The following is a 16,960-nucleotide window of genomic DNA, read 5'->3' on the forward strand; positions in this document are numbered from 1 at the left end:
GAGTCTGGGCCGGGTCTTCGGGCGCGTCGACCGCCTCCCCGCCGCCGGTTTCGTCGGGCGGGGTGGCGAAGTAGGGCTGCAGGTCGTCTGCCGGGTCAGCCAGGCAGGGTCCTGCGTCGGCCATGACGTCGCCGACGATGCCGCTGCGTACTTCGCCGTCGAGCTGCGTCCAGGGGCCGGTGGCGTATTTGCCGATCTGGCCGGTGGTGTCGGGGTCGCTGGTTGTGGTCTGGGTGTTGACGACGCCGGCCCCAGGGCTCCAGGCCTGGCTGGCATTCACGCCGGTCGCGACCTCGGAGGGGTAGAGAACCTTCGGCTTGCCGCTGAGGACCAGGAGGGAGGCTTTCTTGATCGTGCCGCTCTTCAGCCAGGACAGGCCGTTGCCGGCCATCCAGACATCGTCGGCGTCGGCCATCTCCCTGGTGTCCCCCGACGTGGTGGAGCCGACCTTGGTCAGCGTGCCGTTCCCGGAAGCCGGAGCGGACTGCTCATAGACGTCCATCGTGCCGTCGCTGGCCAGGACCAGGATGTACGTGCCGTTGGTGACGATTCGCGCGGCCTGGGACCAGTTCAAGCTGTACGTCTTGACCGGGGTCAGCAGCGATCCGCCAGTGGCCGTGTTGTCCTTGAAAGCGTTGACCTGGCCGTTCAGGGTGGCTTCGTAAATGATGCCGTTGCCGCCGCCGGTGAAGACCTTGCTGGTGCCCTTCACGTTCGCAGTGGCCAGCGTGTCGATCATCGAGTCGGCGGTGCCGCTCTTGGGCGCCCAGTCCATGTACTTGTGCAACACCCGCGGAGCGGCGATGTTGCTGACCTTGTAGGGCTCCCAGACGTACGTCCGGACCGAGGTGACGCAGTCGCCGTCAGCCGCCGACGACGGAGCGGCAGCGAGGGGAACGGCAAGGCTTCCCGCGGCAAGGGCGGCGGCGATCACGGCCGCGTGCGCACGGCGGGATATCCGGACTCTCATGGAGTCCCTTTCTGTGGTGCAAGCAGATGGGTTCCAGCGCTCTGACCTGCTGGAACCCGGAGTTGATCACATGTGAAGAACCTGTGTCACTAGGACTTGAGGAAATCCTGGGGAGACCAACATCACCTTCGACCGGCAGAGGACGCCCGGCGAGAGGGCGCCCATAGTTCCCACCGCCGCGCACCGAATCGCCACTCCGACGACGTCCGGCCACCCCAACATCCGTAAACGGCAATGGAGTTCCACCCCCCCAGCACAGCCGGCACCGCGACCGCGGCACCAGTCATGTGCGAGCGCGAATCCCACTACGAGGAAGGGGGCTCCCCTCTATCTCGATGCATGGCCATGTACGAATATTCGTCGTACCGGTTGCCCGCCACGCGTGTAGAAACCTCTGACGGCATGCAATGGATCAGGCGTTCAGGACCGCGTCACGGCCCGCGGTGAGGCTGGCGAGGGGCCTCGCACAGTTCTCCCACGGCGTGCGCAGCCGTCGACGGCTGGCAGCCCGTTGGCCGCGACGCCCTCTGACCCGTTGGTGAGTCGGCGTCAGGTCCGCCCGTGTGGGCGGCCGCAGTCTCCAACAGTTCGCGCTCAACCCTTCTCTGCTGACGTATGCGCTAACAGCGGCCGATCTAACCCAGTGTCGCCCGGCACGAATCGGACAGCACGATCCAGGTTGCGACGACTTGAAGGATGGTCAGGATTCAGTCACTCCGCTGCACCGGTGGGAGGCAACAAGCTCACACACCCCAATGACCCCATGGGTACCGAGATCTTCTTGCATCAACTTCCAGCCAAAGAAGCGCAGTTCATCCTCCGTGATCATGTGTATCAACTCTGTAACAGCTGACGATCAGACGCTTTTCGAACACATGCACTATGGAAATGTGACCGAGCGACGCACGCCGTTCACTTTCCGTTCTCTAAGGGGACCTCATGAAGCTCTCGAAGCGCGTTGCTTCACTGTTCGCGACGACCACCTTGCTCGGGACCACGCTGGTTGGCTTGAGTGCCGCCGACGCGAGCGCGGCGGGCGTGTGTGATCAGTCATTCCTCGTCGGCAACAAGACGTCCGGTGGCGGCAACCTCCGATGGAATGCGGCCATCAGGCCGAAGCCGTACGAGTCCTGCGGATCGTATGGAACCTTCGCTGAGGGGACGAAGTTCTGGTACTGGTGTGACACCTACAACGACTACGGCAACCGGTGGATCTACGGTCGCGTGGATGGCACTCAGACGACGGGCTGGATCTACGCGCCCAACGTGGCCCCGGTATCCGGCTTGGTTTCCTGCTTCTGATCCAGGCGCATAGCCGAAGGGCCGCCCCAGACCTCGTCTGGGGCGGCCCTTCGGCTATGCGCCTCGGGTTTGCTCCCCTACCGGACCGGCAGGGTGCAGCGGACTTCCAAGCCGCCGTCGGGCCGGGGAGTTGCCACCACGGTCCCGCCGTGAGCCCGTGCAACAGACCGTGTAATGGACAGTCCGAGGCCAACACCCTTGTCGCTGCCGGTGCGCTCGGTGCGAAGTCGCCTGAACGGCTCGAAGAGGTTGTCGATCTCGTACGCGGGAACCACCGGGCCCGTGTTGGCGACAACCAGGAATGCCTGGCCATGCTGCATCCCGCTGTCCACCTGGACCCAGCCGTCGCCCGGCACGTTGTACCGGATCGCGTTCTGCACCAGATTCAGGGCGATGCGCTCCAGCAGAACGCCGTTGCCCTGAACGACTGCTTCCTCGCAGTCGCCGCGGATCTCCACCCCTTTGCCGTCGGCCTCGGCGCGGGCCTGGTCGATCGCCTGCGAGGCGACCTCGGCCAAGTCCACAGGCTTGCGCTCGATGATCTGGTTGTCGCTGCGGGCGAGCAGCAGCAGGCCCTCGACCAGCTGCTCGCTTCGCTCGTTCGTCGCCAGCAGCGTCTTGCCCAGCTGCTGCAGCTCCACGGGAGCCCCGGGATCCGAGAGGTGGACCTCCAGCAGCGTCCGGTTGATCGCGAGTGGCGTGCGGAGCTCGTGCGAGGCGTTACCCACGAATCGCTGCTGCGCGGTGAAGGCGCGCTCCAGGCGCTCCAGCATCTCGTCGAAGGTGTCGGCCAGTTCCTTCAGTTCGTCGTCGGGGCCGTCCAGTTCGATCCTGCGGGACAGGTCGGTGCCGGCGACACGGCGCGCGGTGCGGGTGATCTGCCCGAGCGGAGACAAGACGCGTCCAGCCATTGCATAGCCGAAGGCGAACGCGATGACCGCGAGGCCCAGCAGGGCCACCAGCGACCGGTGAAGCAGCGCGGTAAGCGCAGCGTTCCGCTGCGTGTCCAGGCAGGATTCCACGATGCTGTTGAACTGGCCGAAGGTCTGCGCCTGTTCGACTGCCGGGCAGACGTCGCTGGAGAACCGCAGGCCATACCCATCAGTGATCCGCAACCCGCTACCAGTGTTCCGCAGTGCTTCAGCAGCCAGCATGTAAATAATCGTCAGGAGCAGAACACCCGCGATGAGGAACATACCGCCGTACAGCAACGTCAGTCGCATACGGATCGTCGGCCGCATCGTGGAGGGGAGCTTCGGGGAGTCGGGGCTCCTCCAGCCCGACGGGCTCCCTTCCGGCATGGGCGGCGGGATGGCGGGCATCGGAGGCGTCTTCAGCCGCCCCGCCCTTACCTCATCGTCAGCCATCGTGTCGCTCCCCGCTTGAGACGCTTAGAGCGTCACTCCCTCTCGGTGCGAGCCAAGCTCGGCTGATGTACCTGACCGCAACCACGTCGGCGCATTCCCCTTCGTCCACTATGAGTTGTCCCATCGTGCACGCCGAGTGCATAAGCTGCTGGTAAGGGCCTACACGGCTTCATCATGCAGCGGTCGACGGAGGCGCGCCCCGCGGGTCTCCCAAGTCCTGCAACATCGCGGCGAGCAAGGGTATCTGGGGACCATCCCGGCGCGTTGAACGTAAAGCCGTTCGTCGCTCATGACTCGGGACCATCCCCGCGCGTGGGGGCAGCCGCCCTGTCCAGCGCTCGACTATCTAGCCCGTGCCTCTGGAGGCGCTGCGCGCGTCCGGTCCCCGGCGGGGATTGGCTGCCGAGCTGACGTTCGAGCACGGAGCGTGGCGGGAGGTGGCAGCGTGCCGTAGCCGAGGCCTGCACGGTGCGGGAGAGCGAGCAGCGCGCTCGTGACGCTGGCGCGCCGACGGCTGGCGCTCGGGATGGCAGGCCAACCCAGACGGCTCATTAATCGTATTTGCATAACGGCACGCTTCACATCGGGCTCCTGTCGCCCGGTTCCTCTCACCGCCCCGCTTCGGGGGCGTCGGCATCGCCCGGTGCGAGCGCGGAGGGCCGCCGCCCGACGCGCGACACCCACCATGCGGCCCCGAAACCCTCGCGCCGCACCTCCGTCCGGTAGTGGATTTGGAGCCCCATGACCGTTTCTGGCGGGCTGGGCCGACCGGGTCGGTATCCACCGAGAACGTGAACCTGTGTAGTGGTGCTGGCGAGGCCGGCGACCAGACGGCAGGCTTCGGGCCGGTGAGGCTGAGCGCCGGCTACGGGGCATGCGGTGTCGTTGACCGCAGCCGTTAGGTTGGGCACGTGCCGACTACATCACCAGAACACCGCCTGACCACGATGCACGCCGTGCGCGTGAACGTACAGGGGCCGAGACAGAACCGGCCCGGGCCAGGGTCGCACCAGCGAACCAGCGGGGGCAGCGGGGGCAGCGGCGAACGTACGCAGGCCATCAGGTTGGCTGTCCTCGCAGGATTTGGAACAGCTCTCACTGCAATATTTTTGGGCTGGCTCTGGGGGACGATCGCTCTTCAGGATGCAGTACTGGCTACCTTCATCAAGAACGCCACAAGCGTCACGCATTCACTCGTCGAGCAGCAGGCACAAAACCTGTCGGGTTGATCTGGTCTGCGACGCCGACGAACGAGACCGTCTGCACGAAATTCCACCGAGCAGTCGGGGGGCGCACGACACTCTGCTCGGGCAAGGTTTTCGCGGCGAACGAGCATCCAAATGATCGACTGCTACTGGCGGGCGAGGCCGGCTGGGTCAATGTCCACCGGGAACAGCGTGGCGATGTGGGTGGTGGTACCGGCGAGGGCCGTGACCGTCTCCACGTAGCGGCCTCATCGGAGTTCGCTGACGATCAGGCGCGGGGCGGGTTCGAACTCCAGGCGCCAGAAGTGCGGGATCACGGCCTCCGCGTAGAGAAGGGGCTTGACCTTGCGGTCCATCGTGCGGTTGTCCGGCGAGACGAGCTCCACCACGAGCTGCACCGCGTCCGCGTCCACGCTGACCGTGCCCTCGGCAGTGGCGCCGGCGTCGGTGACCACCAGGTCGGGCACGACCAGACCGGAGGGCAGGACAACGTTGATGGCCTCCAGGACCTCCACCGAGGCGCCGACCTCGCGAGCGGCGGCGTCGGGGTGACGTGCAGCCAAAACGACGCCCGCTGGTGACGGACTCCCGGTGCAGGCGACATCACCAGAGACTCTCCCAGCAGCTCATAGCGCGTCGTGCGGTCCTCGGGCAGCGCCAGGACGTCGGCAAGCGTCCAGGGCCCGCTGTGATCGGTCGCAACGCTCACCCGCTCCGCCTCCTTCGCTCCACCCGAGGTCTCCAGGGTGGCCCAGTCCGGGGGCGGCTGTCGCGGGTCAGGAGGTCTGCTCACCGTCCAGACGGCTGACGATGTACGGGTACTCGTCAGGATGGCGCTGCAGACGCGCCATCGTCCAAGCGGTGCCCGCCTCCATCCCGGGTCCGAAGTCGGCGGCGATCCGCCGGGCCTGCCACGTCGTACGCGGGGCGAGGATCCAGCGCTCCGCGGGGAAGCGGACGCGCGCCGACGCGGTCGTCGGCCGGCTGACGGTGGGGCGGGGTTCGGAGTCGCTCACGCCGCGAGTGTCACGGCGGAAGATCTTCGGGTGAGGGCGAATGGCCCGCTGATCACTTGGATGAGGGGAACGTGAGCCGCGTGGTTGACGTGCTTAGCCGGTGTTTGTCACGTACTTGTCCTTCCCCCCACACACACAGCGAGCTGCCTAGCTCATGAGGCGATTGGTGCGCTGCCGCAGCGTCTTGGCCCGCGCGCTCTCAGCTACCAGGTAGCAGCCACAGCTGCGTTCGCCGTCGCGCGTCAGCCGCGGGTGTCGCACGGACCAGGTGGTAGAGGTTCTCGAAGTACTGCTGCCACCGGTTGGGATCGGGCAGCGCATTGTTCGCTCGCTTGCTTCGCTCTGCCTGGACCAGCGGTTGCAGGCTTTCCCAGACCGTGATCACCGAGCCGCCCAGGTACCCCGACACGGGCTCGATGTCCACCACACCGTGGGCGACGAGCGCACCGAGGTTGTCGTAGAACCAGGCCAGTTCACGTACCAAGAAGCGCTCGTTGTCAGGCAGACCAGCCAGTCCCAGGGACAGGTCGTAGCCCGGCAGCTTTTCATGCACGACCTGCCGAGCCTCCGCCAGACGGTCGCTGCGGTGCTCACGGAACATATCCACGAGTACCGGCAGGGTGTTGGCGTGCTCGGTCAGGCGGATCTGCCGCAACGACACCACCCCAGATACCAGTAGAGCCACCGCCGACACGATCAACGCCGCAATTTCCACCACTCCCCCAGCCCCCGACAGACCCCGCGCTGCCCTCTCCTTGCCCGTCAGCACACCGACCGACACCGCGTCCGGAGCAGGGCCTTCAGATGCGAATCCGCACGTGCCTTTCAGACGAGAGAGCGAGGAACCACCGACGATGCTCCCCCAGCCTTGACGTCCTCCTCGCCGGCTGGACGCTGGTTCGAGGGAGGTACTTCGCCCAGACGCTGCAGCCCAGCAAGTACATCTGCGACCAGGCCGACGCGGGCGGCGCCTTCTGAGTCGGTCTCAGGACGCACGATGTGGACCAGGCCCCGCTCGGCCAGCACGGTGACAAGGAGACGGGCTGAGCCGAGCGGGAGTTCCAGGAGCGCGGAAACCTCGGCTAACGATCGGGCAGTGCGGCACAGGCGACGGATGTCCTGGTGGATTACGGACATCTGGCCCGGCGCGGCTTCGTCCTTGCTGCTGGTGAGGATCAGTGCCTCGAATTCGACCTGGTAGAGCGGGCGGGCGAGGGCGGAGGTAGCGCGCCGGTGTACGCCATGGTGTTCGGCGAGGCGACGGGGAGGACGGGCAGTGTCGCTGTGGCGCCGACGGCTGGAAGCCGAGGCGGGGCGGGTCGTTGCGGACGGCATGGGCATCCCTCGTGAGCGGGGGCGTGACGTGTTCGCGGCATGGCGGGCGGTGGGCTACAGGTGCTGTTGGATCCAGTAGGCGAGTACGCCGGTGACGGCGGTGCCGGTGCCATAGGCGAGGCCTCGTACCAGGTGGCCCAGGACCATTCGCAGGACGCGGCGGGGGCGCCGTGGTGCGGGTGGTGGTGCGGAGGGCACAGCGGATGCGGTCATGGGCTCTCCTTGGCGAAGAGGGACTGGGTCGGGTGGCCTGGTGGTGGTACCTGCGACGACAGTGCCCGTTTCAACGTAGCGGTCGCCGCGGAGTTCGCTGACGATCAGGCGCTGTGCGGGCTCGAACTCCAACGCCACAAGTACGGGATCGCGGCCTCCGCGTCTGGCAGCGGCTTGCCCTTGCGGTGCATGGTCTTGTTGCCGGGCCAGACGAGCTCCACCGCGTCCACGCTGACCGTGTCCGCGGCGGTAGCTCCCGTGTCGGTATCCGCCAGGTCAGGCACGACCAGGCCGGAAGGCAAGACGACGTTGACTTCGAAGACCGCCGGCTGAGTCGAGGACGACGTGCAGCCGAATGCTGACCCGCTGGTGGCGGTTGCCGGGAGCGGCTGACATCACCAGAGACTCTCCCAGCAGCTGATAGCCGGTCGTGCGGTCCGCGGGCAGCGCCAGGACGTCGGTGAGCAGTTTGGCCACCACGCGTACCGCGTCGGTCGGGCTGCCGATCAGTGCCTGCTCCGCGGCCGCGTCGACCGGCCATCGCCTCGGGCCGCAAGCCCAACCTGTATGCCCTGGTCAAAGCTGACGTGGCTACCGCATGCTCTCTCATTCGGTTGTCTCACCATCGCTGCGTTCCTCGGTACATTGCCGCCCCGGCACGCGGCGGGAAGTCTCCAACACTCCCGGGACGACGAGCACGTCGTGAGCTGCTCCGCTGGGAACACATCGGCACGAGGGCCATCATGCGTGAGGTTGCCTCCACCCGGTGAGACGAGGCGTCCGGCCAGCGTCAAGGCCGGATTTTATGGAGGAGTGAGCATGACGAAGAAGGACTCGTTTGGGGAGGCGTGGACGCGGCTGACGGAGTGGCTGGCAGTGATGGCCCCGGAGAGTCTGGCCGCTGTGCGGCCGGCTGTTGCCAGAGAGGATCTCCCGCCGGAACTGAGCGAGTTGTACGCGCATTGTGACGGCGCGCTCCCCACCGAGGCAGGGCGTTTCCTGGTGTCCGGCTGCGGTCTCCTCGGCAGGGACGAAGCCTTGGCGCTGCGCGCGCGTCTGGTGTCTTTGGTAGACGGGCCGGATGTGGAGGCCGACTGGTGGCGTTTGGACTGGGTCCCGTGGGCGGCGAACCACGACGGAGCGAGCTGCCTCTTCGTTGACACCGGGCCGGGCCCGGGCCGGGGCAGCGTCGGTTACTTCTTCAAGGAGACAGGCGGGGAGGCACAGCTTTGGCCCTCGCTCACCGCGTTCCTGGTGGCTCTGGTCGACGCCGTGGAGGCGGGCACGCCGTTCTTCGGCGAGACGCCGGTCGTGCACGGCGAAGGCCTCGGTTGGGATTGAGGGCGGGGTGACGGGCCGCTGTCGCAAATAGAGGCGACAGCGACCCGTCATGATCTCTTATGGAAGAAATCGGCTGAGGCCGAACTTCAGCCCGCTCGCACCGAGGGCGCCACCGAATGCTCCATTTTCAAAGGCGTCCTTTCGATCGGCAGGGCTTCCTCCGCCGATTGCGGAACCTATCGCGGCTCCAGAGCCAGCGCCCAGTGCGCCCAACGCGGCTATCTGGCTACGGGCAGTACGTCTGGCTCCGGCACCAGCACTGCGGAAGGACATCGGCGCCAAGTGGAACCTGACAGCACGCCACGTACATTACGTCCGTCGCTCGGTCACCCACCAACTCCCCCCTTCTTGTTGCTGATCAGCCCCGCAGATAGACAGAGGGCACCCCTGCGATGAGCAGCCGTCCGAGTTCTCCTGCCGGGCCGCCGGAAGAGATGGCCAGAAGAAGTGCACCGCAGACGAGAGCCAGCGTGCCGAAGCAGGACTCGTGGGTATCAGCGGGGCTGACGTTTCCGGATGTTTCCCACAAACATGTAGACCGCACCGGTAATGCAGGCTGTCAGCGTCAGCAGAATCCAACCGCCACTGTTTCCCATGGCGATCAGCAGGATAGAGAGGATGAGCCCTGCGACAGCAAACAGGTAGACGAACATCATCCATCGCTTCACCGCAGCGCGCTGACCAACGGACCAACCCACGTTTGGCATTGCATCTCCAGTCTCTGAGTGCGGCTGCCGGGCGCGTTACGCGCCCGGCAGCCGCCTTTCCATTACCTAGCCACCACTTACAGCGCCTGACGCGATCTGACCGACGCTCCATGAAATGGCGTAACAACCGGCGGTCGCTCCGAGAGATCCGCCGAGGGTTGCGGGTGCCGATGCCGCAACAGCGAGGCCACATGCTGTTCCGGCCAACCCGCCGGCGACCACTCCGGCTACGTCACTCCAGAGCCCCTTCGTGTCGCCCTGGAAGAGATGTACGCCGCCCACGAAGCCGTCGCCGATCGGCCCGAGTGCGTCCGCGACCCCGGTGAGGCTGATCGTGCCGGTGGGGTCGATGCGGTTGACGGGGTCGCCTTCGGCGTAGAGGTAGGGGTTTTGCTCCTGGCCGGAGGGGTCGGGCTGGGTGAAGCGGCCGATGTTGGCGTCGTAGTAGCGGGCCTGGAGGTGGTAGAGGCCGGTGGGGTCCTGGTAGTTGCCGGCGAAGCGGTAGGGCTGGGCGACCGGTTCGGTGGACTGGGCGAGGATGCGGACGCCGCGGGGGCTGTAGGTGTAGGAGTCGACCTTGTTGCCGTCGATGTCGGCCAGGGCGACGACCGAGCCGAGCGCGTCGGTGAGGTAGAAGTACGTCTTGCCCCCGGTGGTCATGGAATTCAGCGTGCCCCCGGGTTCCCGGTTGAATCCCATGTCCGCGCCGGCGGTGGTCTTCGCGGACAGGCCGAGCGGCCCGTTGTGGAAGACCGTGTCACCGAGCTGGAGCCGCTCGCTCTGGTCGGTCGAACCGTACTTGCCCGCGTAGGTCTTGCCGTTGACTGTGATCGCGGACATCTGCGAGTGGTCGGTCCAGGTCTCGCCGGTGCGGGTGTAGTCCGGGGTGGAGTCGGCGGCGGTCTCGTTGCCGATCTGGTCGTAGGACCAGGTGCCGGTCGAGGTGGACTTGCCGGTCATCTGCTGGGCGTCGTTGATCGTGTAGGTGGTGCCGCGCGGGCAGCCCGGGTCTGTTCCCTGGGAGGTGAGGTTGCCGGCTAGGTCGTAGCAGTACTGCCAGGAGTCGGCGATCGTGCCGTTTTTCTCCTCTTTGGCGTAGGAGAAGCGTCCTGCGCTGTCGTAGCTGTAGGTGCGCTTCAGTCCGGAGACGTTGTCGGTGGAGGTGCGGATCTTGCTGCCGTCCGTGGCCGCGTTGGTGCCGTAGCCGTAGGTGTAGGCGAGGTCGACCAGCGTGCCCTGGTCGGAGGTCACCTTGATGCTCGTGGGCCGGTTGGACTTGTCCGGTTCGACCTTCTGCACCGTGCCGCCGGGGTAGGTGGTGGTGGTGCGGACGTCGTTGTTGTTGTAGTCGTAGCTCGTGATCTTGCCCTGCTGGTCCTTGAGCTGGTGGAGCTTGTTGACCTCGTTCCAGGTGTAGTCGATCGTGCCGGAGGGGTCCGTGTAGTAGTCGACGTTGCCCGCCGGTGTGTAGGCCAGCAGTGTCTGCGAGCCGTCCTGGAGGTGGCGGACCGTCTCACGCTGGAGGGGGTCGAACTCGTAGGAGATCGTGCCGGTGCTGTCCGTGCGCTGGCGGAGGTTGCCGTCGCCGTCGTACCAGTACTCGACGCGCGCCTTGTTGGTCGTGTCGACGATGCGGATGCGGTCGCGGTTGTCGTAGGTGTAGGAGACGGTCACGCCGCGGGCGTCGGTGACGGTCTTCGTGCGGCCGAGATCGTCGGAGGTGTAGGTGGTCTTGGCCAGCGGGGCGGGCGGGGTGACCGTGTCCAGGTTGCCCTTGGCGTCGTAGTGGAAGTCGGTGGTGACCGTCTTCGTCGACGACATCTTCGTCTGCTGCTTGCAGCGCTGGCCCTCGAAGCCGCCGCAGGTCGGGGTCGACTTGTTGTACGTGTACGTGACGCTGCCACCGCCCGTACCCGTCTGGGCCACGGACGTGGTGTTGCCGACCGTGTCGTAGCCGAAGTCCGTCTTCTCTCCGTCCGGGTTGGTGGAGTCCTTGGGGACGTCACCGCCCGCGATGGTCTGCCAGTGATTCGTGGTCGTGCCGCCGGTGGGCAGGGTCACGGTGTCGAGGTTGTTGCGGGTGCTGAAGCCGTAGTCGGTCGCGTTGCCCGGTGTGCTGCCCGACCCCATCGCATCGGTGGCGCTGTCGATGTTGTGGTTCGCGTCGAACTTCGTGGACCGCTTGTGGCCCTTGGCGTCCGTGACGTCGGAGACTTCACCGTCGGAGTTGTGCTTGTAGCTGGTGGCGTGGGTCTCGGGGTCGGTCACCTTCGTCGTGCCCGCGTCGGCCGGTGAGGTCGTGTCGTAGCTGTACGTCCAGGTCGGACCGGTGTGCCCGGAGCCATTCAGTCCCGTGGCCCGCAGCATGGAGGTGACCCGGTTGGCGTCGTCGTAGGTGAAGACCGTGACCCGACCTTCGGGCGTGGTGATCTTCGAGATGCGGCCGGAGGAGTCGTAGCCGAAGACGGTCGTCTTGCCTTCGGTGTCCGTGGTCTTCCAGAGGTTCCCGGACGGATCGAGGTCGAAGACGGCCGTGCGGCCGGTGTGGTCCTTGGCCTGCCACTGCGAGGCGTTCGTCTTGAGGAGATCCACCCACCGGCCCGAGCGGGTCTCGGTCAGCTTGAAGCCCTTGTGCTCGCCGCTCTCGTCGTGCTGGGTGACGGTGATCGAGCCCTTGTTGCGGTCGGTGGCCTTCGTCAGGGTCCCGTTCGCGTCGTAGGTGTCCTTCGAGCCGGACTTCCAGTTCGTCAGGGTGTACGTGCCGTCGCTGTTCTTCTTCAGCTCCTGCGAGTATCCCTTCGGTGTGGTGAAGGAGCCGTCGCTGTTCTTGGTGAACCGGACCGTGGCGCCGCTGGAGTCGTAGAAGATCACCTCGCTGCTGCCGAGGGAGAGGTAGCGCTCGTACTGCTGCCACCACCGCTGCGAGACCTTCCCCCACGGGGCGTCCAGGGAGTTGTAGGTGCGCGCGAGTGTGAGGCGCTGCCCGACGCCGGCGACGTCGAAGTCGGTGCCGGTCAGCATCAGGTTGCCGGTCGAGTAGTCGATCCGTGCGGTGAGTGCGTCCGTGATCGCGAAGTCGGTGATGCGGTGCCAGGGCACGTCCCCCTGTCCCTCCGGCACCATGCTCAAGATGCCGGCGTCCTGCGCGGCGGCGAGGGGTGCGGTGCCGGACCGGGTCGGCTTGGTGGCGTGTTCCTTCTGGGCCTTGCGCCAGGCTGCCAGCCCTTTCGAGGGCTGCCGCTCCGGTCGGGTCGCTACCGGCTTCGTGGAGCCGACCTTGACCTCCGGCATGGTGAACCGGGGTGCGTGCTTGCCCCAGGCCGAGACCGGCTTGGCGTCGTCCGCGGCCGCACCGGCGGCAGGCAGGAGTGACAGCGCGAGTGCACTCGTTGTGACAACCGCCGCGGCGGCGAGGTGTGTTGCTCTCTTGCGGGCACGCCAAAAGGGCGCGCCGAAGGCACGTGCATGCACGACTTCCCCCCACAGGAAGATGAGCCACGGTGACCCCAGCGGTCACGGGCGACCCACAACCTGTCACAGGAACCGCACAAGAATTCGGGCGCTTCCCGTAAAGTCCTCCTCGATGCGGGCAGGAATCAGCCCCTCCCTTTATCGCCGGTCAGGCCCCTGCGAGCGGAAGCTCCCCGGACCCGCCAGGAAGACGAAGGATTCTTCCTGCTATTTCACCCATCACATGCGGCCGAAATGTTGCCTTGCAGCAATCGTCCACTCCTCAAGAACACGGCGAGCAGGTGCCGGCTCGCCTTGCCGTGAGGACCAGGTCGTTGCCGTCGCAGGGCGTCCGACGGGGTACATGGCAGGACGCGACGTGGAGTTCACCGCTCAGCCGAGCCTTGGACTCCCCGAGGCGATGCACGAACCGGCGGGGGCCGTGCCACCTGACGAGCAGTCGTCACTGCTGCGGTGCGAGGACGAGCGGCCACTTCCGGACCAGGCTGGTCACGTCCCGTGGGGCGCAGCGGCTCGTCGTGAACTGGACGAACGGCCGTTGAGGCGTGGCCGATTGCGGCGTCAGGGATGACAGCCGCTCGACTGCCGGCCTCTGGCCGGGTGATCGGCAGGCTTTGAGATGCACGTCTGGCCCAGAGGCACCCTGCGCATATCCGGAATGTGAGGTACCGCGTGTTGTGGGTGTCCGGTGGGGCAGACGGGTGCTTCACGCCGCGATCATCAGGATCGGGCGCCGGCTGGGGCCGTGACACGGTTCTCGGGAAGTAGGCGTGATGCGGGGCATGGGACGACTTGCGGCCGTGGCAGCGATGGGCGTGTGCGCGGTGGGCCTGACCGCCTGTGGCGGTGGCGGTGGGGACGACGACGCGTTCAAGGGGAAGTCCGCCGACGAGGTGGCCGCTCAGGCGGTCAAGGCGACGCGGCAGGCCGACTCGATGCATCTCAAGGGCAGCGCCCGGCAGGAGGGCGGAGAGTCGCTGGCGCTCGACATCGCGGTCGACAGCGAGAAGAACTGCGAGGGCACGGTCGAGCAGCAGGGCGCGAGGGCGCAGGTGCGGCACAAAAGTGCGACGCTCTATCTCAAGGGCGACGAGAAGTACTGGCAGAAGAGCCTCAAGCAGCAGGCCGGCTCGGACAAGTTGGTGTCCAAGGTGGCGGACAAGTGGGTGAAGATGCCTGCCGGGGACGACCAGTTGAGCGGGCTGTGCGACAAGCAGGGCCTGCTGGCCGCCCTGGACGAGGACAAGTCCGAGCGCAAGGGCATGTCCAAGGACGGCACTGCGTCGGTGGACGGCACCCCGGCGGTGAAGCTGACCAAGAAGTCGGGCGGCAAGACCCTGACGATGTACGTGGCCTCCAAGGGGAAGCCCTACCTCCTGAAGGTGACCACCACCGGTGGCTCCGCGCCCGAGTCGACGACCTTCAGCGACTACGGGAAGCCCGTCGAGCCCGAGCAGCCGCCGGCCGGCGACACCGTCGACCTCAAGCAGCTCGCCGCCAAGTAACCGGAGCACGGCCGGTGCGGGGTTCCTGAGGGTGCCCCGCACCGGTCTGTTCAGCGGCGGCTGCCTCCCGGCATCCGAAGGTAGCGAGCAGCTCAGCAGGCTGTGGGCGGAAGGCCGAAGCGTCCGGGTGCATGGTGAAGATCTGGTCCAGGCCGGTGAGGGACAGGCTCCTGGCGGTGTGAGTGTGGGTGTGGGGACTGCGGCCGGTGATCTCCCACCCCGCCTCATCCTCACCGCGGTGTACGCCACCGGCTCATGCCCGGGTCGCTGAACGTCGACCGGAGAGCAGGCGTCCAAGCGCGTCATTCCTGCGGGGCACGGGAAGAGGGGGTCGCCGCCAACGCCGACGCACGCCGCGCGAGGCCGATGCCCCCGCGCGAGGGTTCAGGAGCGTTGTCAGTGCTCGTCTCTACTGTGGGCGGCTGTGCCTCGGGTCGCGTCGGTGGATGCGGATCGCGGGTGCCAGCGAGTGGGGGTGCCCCTGCGTGTTTCAGGGGCACCCCCACTCCCCCGGCCCGATGATTGAGCTAGCGACACGGTGCCGGGGCCCGGCGGCGTCCGCTGTCTTCCGAACGGAAAACGACCGGTAGATCCCGTCTACCACTCAGGACATCCTTCACACCACAACGAGTCCGCGGGCCTGCCCGAATATCAGCGGCGGCATCCGCGCGTGTCTGCCGCGGCGGACGAAAGGGTGGTCACGTCACCGGAAGAAGGTGTGCCGTTTGTCGGCTTAATGCGGGGGCAGCCGGGCTGTAGCGCTTCGGACCGGAGGCGCAGGACGACTCGTCACGTCGTCTGGACACACCTCCGACCTCCACGAAAGCGCACCCCTATGCCCGAGATCGCCCTCACCACCCTGCCCTCAGCAGCCACCGCCGGCCGGCGCAGTACGCATCCGGGCCGAGACCGCGAGCGGGAACGCAGCGAGGAGAGCCAGGCCTCGGAAGGTCTGTTCACCCGTCTCGCCGATCTGGAGTCCGGAGCCGAGCGGGACCGGGTGCGAGATGAACTGGTGGTGCTGTGGCTGCCCATGGCGCACCGGCTCGCGAGCAAGTTCCGCGACCGTGGTGAATCGCTGCGGGACTTGCAGCAGGTCGCGGCCCTCGGGCTGGTCAAGGCCGTCGACGGCTTCGACCCCGCCCGCGGCATCCTGTTCGAGGGCTACGCCATCCCCACCATCACGGGTGAGATCAAACGGCACTTCAGGGACCGTATGTGGGCCGTCCGCGTCCCCCGGCGCGTCCAGGACCTGCGCAACAAGGTCCGCCTCGCACGACGCGAGCTCCTGCAGCGTCCCGGTGGCGCGGAACCCACGCCCGCCGACATCGCGGCCCACGCCGACCTCACCCTGGACGAGGTCAAGGACGGCATCGAGGCGCTCGACAGCTACACATCCCTGTCGCTGGACGCCCAGCTCTCCCCCGGCGACGACTCGGACTCCCTGAGTCTGGTCAACACGCTGTCCGCGACCGAGGGCGCGTTCGACGCGGTCGTCGACCGCGAGTCGGTGAAGGGCGCCCTGCGCCGGCTGCCGGAACGCGAGCGCCAGATCCTCTACCTCCGCTTCTTCGAGGACCAGTCCCAGAGCAGCATCGGCGAACAGCTCGGGATCTCCCAGATGCACGTCTCCCGCCTCATCGCGCGCAGCTGCCGGCGCGTACGCGACGAAGCCCTGCGCTCGTGAGATCACACACGCGAGACGCAGTCCCGCACCATCTTGTCGACAACGGCGTCGGCCCCCTGCAGGTTCTCTTCCTTGAAGGAGCACAGTCCATGTTGATGCCTCTGCCCGCCACCCTCAGCGCGCTCGTCACGGACTACGAGAAGCTCGCCGCCGAGCCGGCGCCGGGCGATGAGCGGCACGGTCAGCGCCTGGCTGACCTCGCGTACACCCTGTGCGTGTCCACCGGGACCCGCAGCGTCGAGGACGCCCTCAGTACAGCCCGCGCCTACCTCAACACCCACATCACCCGCACGTTCGCGCCCGCCGCCTGAACCGGCCTCCCAGCAGAAGGGACTGCAGGCTTCCGGCGCCCGTAGCAGGAGCAGATGAGGTCTTCGCATGCGGCTGGTCTCGGCAGGAGGCGGTCGAGCGGCATGGCCGTGACCGCGCGAGGCCGCAGCCCCGGACGGATCACGCCCTGCTGTCGGGCTGGTCGTGGTGGACGGTGCGTGCACGACCCCGTACGGGCAGGCGCGCACCACCCACCGTGTGCCGCCCGCCTCTTCACGCGGGAGGGCAGTGCGGAGCGTGCAGCGACCGAACCGCACCCCGGCTCCTTGCCGGGATCAGGAACATAGTTGGGCTGTGTGTGCGAAGGGTGGCCGAGTGCACGCGCCGCTTCTGTTGATCCCCTCAGGCGATACCCCGGCCCGCTCCGCCTTCGCGCGACGTCGAGTTTCCCGCGACCGTCGCGACCCGCCGGCGCGCACCTCGGTCACGTGCAGTGGTGCGGTCAGCTCTGAGCGGGCTTCCCATCGCGCGGGCTCGATGCGGGCCAGTCGGGGTCGTCGTCCTCTACGGC

General features: G+C 67.0%; 15 protein-coding genes. 5 read left to right on the forward strand and 10 right to left on the reverse strand.

Annotated elements, in window-relative coordinates; all coding sequences use genetic code 11:
- The coding region (locus tag B0675_RS25710; RefSeq protein WP_143661100.1) for a hypothetical protein at positions 1 to 934 on the reverse strand (934 nt) is incomplete at its 3' end.
- A 975-nt stretch (positions 935 to 1,909) separates the two neighbouring features.
- Between B0675_RS25710 and B0675_RS25715 the strand changes: the two genes are divergently transcribed.
- The gene (locus tag B0675_RS25715; protein WP_081222016.1) at positions 1,910 to 2,272 is read left to right on the forward strand and encodes a hypothetical protein; all 363 of its coding nucleotides are present in this window, start codon (positions 1,910 to 1,912) and stop codon (positions 2,270 to 2,272) included.
- A 77-nt stretch (positions 2,273 to 2,349) separates the two neighbouring features.
- Here the strand turns inward: B0675_RS25715 and B0675_RS25720 are convergent, their stop codons facing one another.
- The 7 genes from B0675_RS25720 to B0675_RS42445 form a co-directional block, all read right to left on the reverse strand.
- Positions 2,350 to 3,573: a HAMP domain-containing sensor histidine kinase gene (locus tag B0675_RS25720; protein ID WP_241540088.1), complete on the reverse strand. Its 1,224-nt coding sequence runs from the start codon at positions 3,571 to 3,573 to the stop codon at positions 2,350 to 2,352.
- Positions 3,574 to 5,092: 1,519 nt separating this feature from the next.
- Positions 5,093 to 5,407 (reverse strand): Uma2 family endonuclease, encoded by a 315-nt coding sequence (locus B0675_RS42095; RefSeq protein ID WP_241539981.1) that lies wholly within the window; start codon positions 5,405 to 5,407, stop codon positions 5,093 to 5,095.
- 213 nt (positions 5,408 to 5,620) lie between these two features.
- Positions 5,621 to 5,860 (reverse strand): hypothetical protein, encoded by a 240-nt coding sequence (locus B0675_RS25730; protein WP_081222017.1) that lies wholly within the window; start codon positions 5,858 to 5,860, stop codon positions 5,621 to 5,623.
- Positions 5,861 to 6,059: 199 nt separating this feature from the next.
- Positions 6,060 to 6,575, reverse strand: coding sequence for a hypothetical protein (locus B0675_RS25735; protein ID WP_143661101.1), 516 nt, complete (start codon positions 6,573 to 6,575; stop codon positions 6,060 to 6,062).
- 110 nt (positions 6,576 to 6,685) lie between these two features.
- On the reverse strand, positions 6,686 to 7,195 hold the full coding sequence (locus tag B0675_RS25740; RefSeq protein ID WP_179165429.1) for a DUF742 domain-containing protein: 510 nt from the start codon (positions 7,193 to 7,195) through the stop codon (positions 6,686 to 6,688).
- A gap of 54 nt (positions 7,196 to 7,249) precedes the next feature.
- Positions 7,250 to 7,408, reverse strand: coding sequence for a hypothetical protein (locus B0675_RS41475; RefSeq protein WP_179165426.1), 159 nt, complete (start codon positions 7,406 to 7,408; stop codon positions 7,250 to 7,252).
- A gap of 104 nt (positions 7,409 to 7,512) precedes the next feature.
- A complete protein-coding gene (locus B0675_RS42445; protein WP_277625254.1) occupies positions 7,513 to 7,638 on the reverse strand; it encodes a hypothetical protein in 126 nt (41 codons plus the stop codon).
- A 589-nt stretch (positions 7,639 to 8,227) separates the two neighbouring features.
- Between B0675_RS42445 and B0675_RS25750 the strand changes: the two genes are divergently transcribed.
- Complete coding sequence (locus B0675_RS25750; RefSeq protein ID WP_081222020.1) at positions 8,228 to 8,749, forward strand: SMI1/KNR4 family protein; 522 nt, start codon at positions 8,228 to 8,230, stop codon at positions 8,747 to 8,749.
- A gap of 494 nt (positions 8,750 to 9,243) precedes the next feature.
- On the opposite strand, the gene B0675_RS25755 is transcribed toward B0675_RS25750, so the two are convergent.
- Positions 9,244 to 9,405: a hypothetical protein gene (locus B0675_RS25755; protein WP_241539982.1), complete on the reverse strand. Its 162-nt coding sequence runs from the start codon at positions 9,403 to 9,405 to the stop codon at positions 9,244 to 9,246.
- Between the two features lie 117 nt (positions 9,406 to 9,522).
- On the reverse strand, positions 9,523 to 12,747 hold the full coding sequence (locus B0675_RS25760) for an RHS repeat-associated core domain-containing protein (RefSeq protein WP_081222022.1): 3,225 nt from the start codon (positions 12,745 to 12,747) through the stop codon (positions 9,523 to 9,525).
- Between the two features lie 962 nt (positions 12,748 to 13,709).
- Here B0675_RS25760 and B0675_RS25765 point away from each other — a divergent pair.
- The 3 genes from B0675_RS25765 to B0675_RS25775 all read left to right on the forward strand — a co-directional run bounded on the left by B0675_RS25765 (position 13,710) and on the right by B0675_RS25775 (position 16,430).
- Entirely contained in the window at positions 13,710 to 14,432 is a 723-nt protein-coding gene (locus B0675_RS25765) for a hypothetical protein (protein WP_239155823.1), read from the forward strand.
- 835 nt (positions 14,433 to 15,267) lie between these two features.
- Positions 15,268 to 16,119, forward strand: a complete 852-nt coding sequence (locus B0675_RS25770) for a SigB/SigF/SigG family RNA polymerase sigma factor (protein WP_081222024.1) — start codon at positions 15,268 to 15,270, stop codon at positions 16,117 to 16,119.
- Between the two features lie 89 nt (positions 16,120 to 16,208).
- Positions 16,209 to 16,430 carry a DUF5133 domain-containing protein gene (locus B0675_RS25775; protein ID WP_081222025.1) on the forward strand — a complete coding sequence of 74 codons (222 nt, stop codon included), beginning with the start codon at positions 16,209 to 16,211 and terminating at the stop codon, positions 16,428 to 16,430.
- The last annotated feature ends 530 nt before the right edge of the window (positions 16,431 to 16,960 follow it).

The organism is Streptomyces sp. M41(2017) (assembly GCF_002078175.1).
Lineage (GTDB): Bacteria > Actinomycetota > Actinomycetes > Streptomycetales > Streptomycetaceae > Streptomyces.